Genomic DNA, 6,197 nt, shown 5'->3' with positions numbered 1-6,197 from the left:
ACCCCCAATACCGCCCCCACCAACAGCCCCACGCAAAACAATCGCGCTTTCGCGCCCATGCCTTTGACAAACCGGAAAAATCCTCCCCTTTTGCCCGGCAACCCCTTGCTGGCAGCCTGCTTTTCGCTTTCTTCCATGAGTTTCCTTTCCACCCGAATGCGCCGCCGCCAAGCTGCTCGACAAACACCTTGACGACGGCGCTTTTACCAACGGATCAACCGTTTTCCAATGTGGCTCCACATGCCCAGAACACTTCCCTGGCAAAATCGTACGAACCGGCTCCCAGCCATAGATCAATCAGAAGCTCCATGCCCGGACCATCCAAGAACCCGTCGATCAACAGCCACGCAAGCACACGAGAGGCCTTCTCGTCACCGGACGCAAGGCACCGCACCGCATCCGACGCAACACGAAGGGCCTCGTCAGAAGCGGGATCGAGTCCTCGTCGCCCCAATGCGGCCACGCTCGAGAAAGCCGGACCCATCCCGCTATCCCATAATTCCCCAGCGATGCCAGACGCTGGATCGGACGACCAAGCACGCCGCAACAACTCAACGCCTTTTTCGCGAAGATCCTCCTCCGAAACGGAGAAGCGCGTTGCCGCAGATCGGCACAATCCCCCGTCTGCATCTGCGGGAAAGGCGAGCGCTTCGGCCAAGCTTCCAAGCGAGCGTACGAAGCGCACAGCCGCACGCCTGCCCATCGCAGTCTCGAACGCCCGCCCTTGGCGCAGTTCGGAAAGCGCACATAAAAGACTTTCGGCTATCTCGCGTTGGCGCCGCGCCTCGTCCTCCCGCTCGCGCAACGTCTCGGCGCAAGATGCGAGCAGCATCCGGCAGTCCTCTCCCCGTTCCTCGCATCGCGCGAACATCCGCTTCGCCTCCGGTAGACTGCGACCGTCGCTCTTGAACTGCTTTACCACGAACAACTTGGCAACGTCTTCGCAATCATAAGAGCGCCGCCCCCACGAACTGTCTTTCGGGGAAAGAATGGCAACCCCGCCTTGACCTTGGTAGCAGGAGCGCTGAATATCGCGCCGGGGCAGTTCTATCAGCCGCTCGACCTGGGATATTTTCCATCCGTTGCGCGAAGCTTTTCCGCCCATGCTCACCTCCTGCGCACCAGTTAATCCGTTCAACACTTGAACAGCAAGCGGATCAGGGGCGTGCGTCCGTGGTAAGGACCCACCGCCGCCCTTCGCCACGGACGCGCCAAGCACGCCAAAGTCGCAACCTGTTTCCCTCGTTTCTGCAAACCGCGCGTTTCGCTTCATGCTGGCTTCCTTTCTCTTGAGCACGTTTGCGCGGCGGGGTTTGGTCCCGCCGTAAGAGGGCTTGCGAATTTCGCGAGAAAGGGCGCATGAAAAAAAGGCCCCGTGCGGAGCCTTTTCCATGGGAGCAGACGAGCGTGACAGCGGCGCTATGAAGATTGCGCTTGGTATGTATCGACTGTGACCCTCGCTTCGGCAGCGGCCGTCTGGCTGAACGCCTCGAACTTCACCTTCTCGCCGCTTGGCCACGACGAGGTGAACGCATGCGTCTCTTCGACCTTGACGCCGTCGGCGTCGTATAGGTCCAATCTGATGCTGAACGAGCCGAAATCGATTCCCGTCGTGTTCTCGGCGACGGCAGTGTATGTGTAGAAACCATAGCCGTTATCCACCATTTCGAACGCCATGGACGCAACGAGCGCCTGCGCAGCCTCCTCGACGTCGGCTTTCGCCTCGACCGCCGTCGCATTCCGCAAGATTTCATCGAGGTGCGTCTGATGAGCCTCGTCCACCGTCAGCCCCCAGTCGTCAACAAACTCTTTAATAGCCACGGAACGCTCGCCGTAGAGAGCTGTCCACTCTTGGATGAAATCAATGTCGTCGATGGGGCTGCTTTCCGCCGCCGTCTTCATGTCATCGAGCAAATTGGCGTATGCGAGCACCGCCTCCTGGAGCCGCGAATCCTCGAACTGCCGATTGCGCATCGGTGCAACGGCGTCAATCTCTACCTGCGTGGTCTCCACGAGGGCCTTCGTTGTCTGATCAGTTCCTTCGGCTCTGTGCGCGTCGGCAATGTCGGAGCGCTCCTCCAAACCGTCGGCTATTGCTGCGACGGCCTCATCATCGGCATAGTCGGGGCCTTCCTCTTGCTCTTGTTGCGCGCATCCTGCCAAGCAGGCCGAAAGCAACAGAACCGCTGCCGAAAGCGCGAATTTGTGGGTGGCGGTCATATCTTCCCTCCGAAAAGCCAGTGCGGTTTGCCATGCGAGCTCGCCGCGAGCGTTGAGAATCGCAGCGCGAGCCCTTCTCCATCCAGTTAAGGCGTTCAAGCGTTGAACAGCAAGGATGGCTTGTACAATGAGGCCAACAGGTTACGGCCTTTCTTGCATGTACCTATGGGAACCGAGGAGAGAGTCATGGAAAACGAGAGCACCGAGATTCAGAACGCATCGGCCGAACGCACGGCGCAAGACTACATAGACGCCGCCAACAAAGTTATCGAAATTGCCGAGATCGCGGTTTCCTTTATTCCCGGAGGCGCCGCTGCCACCAAGGCCGCCAAGATTGCGACGAAAGCCGTGCCTCTCGCGAGAGGCGCAATCAAAGCGGCACCCGCCATCGCTCCTGTCGTATCTCCATTCGCAAAGAAAGCGGCCGACGCCGTTGCCGGCAAAGCGCCCGAAGCACTCAGCGCAGGGGCGGAGAAGGTCGCAGGAGCCGCCAAGGGAGCAGCAGCGACCCTGGGTGCCGCAAAGGACAAGGCGGCAGGCGCCGTCCGCAGCGCCGCCGACGCACGAGCGCAGGAGAGGGCTCGCAAGACAGCCCGCAAGACGCTGCTCGACGGAGCCGGGATCAGGATGTCGGCTGAAACGTTCCTGGAGAATTGGAGCACTTCAGATAAGCTGGGGGTGACGCCGGGTGGCGGGTACCTTGGCTACAGCGGCTGCTACGCAATAGCGACGTACGACGCAGCCGTCAAGAAAGACGACTACGGAACGTTCCGCGATATCTATGTGGGCAAATCGTCCAACATGGGAGCCAGCATCCACGCGGACGTATCGGGGAAGGGAAACCACGACGTCTACGCCGACGTGAAGTACAAGCAGAAGGTTCATATCCTGCTGTTCCCCTGCCCAGAGGACAGCCTTGATCAACTGGAAGAGCTGCTCATCACCGCCCTTGACGCGGATACGTCGTACAACGCATCGAAATGACCCCCTCCCCCACTCTTCGGAAAGGGCTCCATCCACCCCGCGCTTATCCCGTATTCTGCAGACCGGCCGAAACGCCGGTGACCGTGGCCAGGATGAGCGCAAGGTACTCGGCCTTCTCCTCCTCCGAAAGATCATCGCGGCAGGTGCGCACCACGCGCAAGGCACGCACCTGCGCAATCGACAGCGCATCCACGTAGGGGTTGCGCACGCGGATGGCGCACCCCAGCACGCGGCGATGCTCAAGCGGCCACTCGTCGCCCACGACGGCCAGCACCCATGAGCGCGTGAGCTGCAGCTTTTGAAACACGGTCTGCGCCAAATCGTCGCGATCCCCCAACGCAAGGTACATCTTGGCGATGCGCGCGTCCGTTTTGGCGATGGACATCTCCACGTTGTCGACGAACGTGGAGAACAGCGGCCATTCGCGGTACGCACGGCGCAACAGCTCCAAATCGCCCAACGCCTCGCATGCCGAGCCGAACCCGTACCAAGCCGCCAAGTTGATGCGCGCTTGCGACCACGAGAACACCCAGGGAATGGTGCGCAGGTCGTCGAGCGACCGGGCGCCCAATCCCCGCTTGGCAGGACGGCTTCCGATGGGCAAAAGCCCCACCTCGGCCAAAGGGGTGACGGCAGAGAACCACGGCGCGAACTCGTCCGCATGCAGAAGTTCCCGATAGCTGCGGTGCGCCTCGCCGTCGAGGCGGGCGGCCATGTCGGCATAGCGCTCGGCGGCCTCGGTGTTCACGCGCTCCACCGACGGAGCCGAGTTCAAAAGCGTCGCCGCCGCCACGCCTTCCACATGGCGAAGCGCGAGCGCGCGATTGCCGTAGCGGGCGAAGATGACCTCGCCCTGTTCGGTGACCTTGAATCGGCAGTTCACCGACCCTTTCGGCTGCGCGAGCACCGCACGATTCGCCGGACCGCCTCCGCGCCCCACAGCACCCCCGCGCCCGTGCATGAGCACAAGATCGATATCGTTGCGTTCGGCCCATCGCGCTATGCGCTCTTGCGCGGAATGCAGAGCGAGCGTGGCCGTGACCGGGCCCGCGTCCTTCGACGAGTCCGAGTAGCCCAGCATGACCTCCATGCGCCGACCCGTCTGGGCAAGACGACGCTGCACATCCGGCAGCGCGAGCATCTCATCCAACACGCCGATGCAGCCTTCCAAGTCTTCCAACTGCTCGAACAGGGGAATCACGTCCAGCTCGGGCACGTCGTCCGCATGGGCGAATGCGAGCCTCGCCAACTCGTACACGTCGGCCACATGGCCCGCGCGCTTGGTGAAAGACACGATGTAGCGGCGAGCCATCTTCTGCCCGTAGCGCTTTTGGATGGAGCCGATAGCGCGAAACGTGTCCAGCGCTTCGCGCGTCTCGGGATTGAGGGCGCCGCGGACCCCTCGGGCGCGTATGTCGGCCAACGCGCGCTCATGCACGACTGAATGCTGGCGAAACTCCATTTCAACCAAGTGAAATCCAAACGTCTCCACCTGCCAGATAAGCGTCTGCACAGGCCCGTACGCCGCCCGCACCGCCCCGGCGCGCGCGAGCGAATCCTGCACCGTGCGCAGATCGTCCAAAAGCTCCTCGGCCGAGGCATAGCGGATGTCGGCATTGCGCGCAGCCGTGCCCTCCAAGCGCACGGCCATGACCAGCATGACGGCGCGATGGGGCTCGAAGCTCAATTCGGCGGCCACACGCGCAGTGATCGTCTCGCTCATCTCCACCTGGTGGCCCCACAAGTTCATGAGCTCTTCGGACGGCGGGGTGTGCGACGCCTCCAGCGTGAGGCTTCGTCCGACGCGACGACACTCCTCGGCCAACGTGGACACCATGTGCTCGAAGTACTTCGCCGCCACTCGGCGCGACACCTTGGCGGTGACGTTGGGGTTCCCGTCGCGATCCGACCCGATCCAGCTGCCCGGACGGAAGAACGCCGGGCACACGGGCGGCACGCTGCCGGCACGCTCGCCCAGCACCCAGTCATCGAAGCGGCGATACACCTGGGGAACCACTTCGAACAACGTGTTGTCGAAGATGTCGATGATGGTGTCGGCCTCCTGCAGCGGCGTGGGTTTTTCGAGCGCGGTGGGAGAGGTGCGCACCAGCGCGTCGATCTCCTGCAGCATGCGGCGCTCGTTCTCCACAAGAGCCGAGCCGCCCAACCGGGAATGCTCGTCCAAAAGCGCGGCGATGCGCCTGATCTTGCCTTCGACCGCCTTGCGGCGCGCTTCCGTGGGATGCGCGGTGAACACGGGATGGAATTCCAGACGGCCCAGCAGCTCGGCCGCGCGCTCGGGACCCACTTCGTCGAGCAGACGGTTGTACGCCACCACCAACTCGTTCGAAGAGTCGACGGGGGCGTCCATCGAGACGATCCGCTCCTGCTCGCGCAACGTCTCCACGCGATAGCTCTCCTCGGACAGATTCGCCAAATGAAAGAAGGCGCCGAACGCACGCACCACTACCTGCGCCTGATCGAGCGGCAGCGCGTCGATGAGCGAAACAGCTTGGCGAAACGCCCGCGCGCCCGCGGTGTCGGCGGTGGGGACGCCCTGGGCATCCGTGGGCTCGTCGGCGGCGACCGCACCCGGGTTTCCTTCGTTCGCCCTGATCAAATTATTGAAAAGGCGATCAAACAACTCGCAGACGGCAGGATCGTACTCCTTGAGCACCGTGCGCTCCAGACGCAGGAACAGCGCGAGGCTGTCGCGCAGGCTTGCGGGGATCTCGATTTCGGCATAGGCCTTGATGGCCCGATCAGTGTCCTGCACGCCCAGATGGCGGTCGAGGGAAGATCGGCCATGTGCTCTCCTATTCGTCTGCACATACGGATGGTGGGGCCATTATACGCATCGGGCGCACCTGCGGCGACGGTCCCCTCCCCCGCTCGGTAGACGTTGGGGAAGGGTTCTCAGGCGGCGTTGAGGTGCAGGGCTGAACGAGAGCCGAGGGCGAGGGGCCGAGGGAGGGAGCGGAGAGGAGCGGGGG

General features: G+C 62.6%; 4 protein-coding genes. 1 reads left to right on the top strand and 3 read right to left on the bottom strand.

What is annotated here, in order from left to right:
* Positions 1-214 precede the first annotated feature (214 nt).
* Complete coding sequence (locus C2L80_RS12795; protein ID WP_157941095.1) at positions 215-1,273, bottom strand: MerR family transcriptional regulator; 1,059 nt, start codon at positions 1,271-1,273, stop codon at positions 215-217.
* 146 nt (positions 1,274-1,419) lie between these two features.
* Positions 1,420-2,220: an FxLYD domain-containing protein gene (locus C2L80_RS12790; RefSeq protein ID WP_087198740.1), complete on the bottom strand. Its 801-nt coding sequence runs from the start codon at positions 2,218-2,220 to the stop codon at positions 1,420-1,422.
* A gap of 186 nt (positions 2,221-2,406) precedes the next feature.
* Between C2L80_RS12790 and C2L80_RS12785 the strand changes: the two genes are divergently transcribed.
* Positions 2,407-3,204 (top strand): hypothetical protein, encoded by a 798-nt coding sequence (locus tag C2L80_RS12785; RefSeq protein WP_087198739.1) that lies wholly within the window; start codon positions 2,407-2,409, stop codon positions 3,202-3,204.
* A 43-nt stretch (positions 3,205-3,247) separates the two neighbouring features.
* On the opposite strand, the gene C2L80_RS12780 is transcribed toward C2L80_RS12785, so the two are convergent.
* Positions 3,248-6,034, bottom strand: a complete 2,787-nt coding sequence (locus tag C2L80_RS12780; RefSeq protein ID WP_103263332.1) for a phosphoenolpyruvate carboxylase — start codon at positions 6,032-6,034, stop codon at positions 3,248-3,250.
* Positions 6,035-6,197 lie beyond the last annotated feature (163 nt).

The organism is Rubneribacter badeniensis, from assembly GCF_002899695.1.
Taxonomy (GTDB): domain Bacteria; phylum Actinomycetota; class Coriobacteriia; order Coriobacteriales; family Eggerthellaceae; genus Rubneribacter; species Rubneribacter badeniensis.
This window is presented reverse-complemented; position numbering and strand designations above follow the sequence as displayed.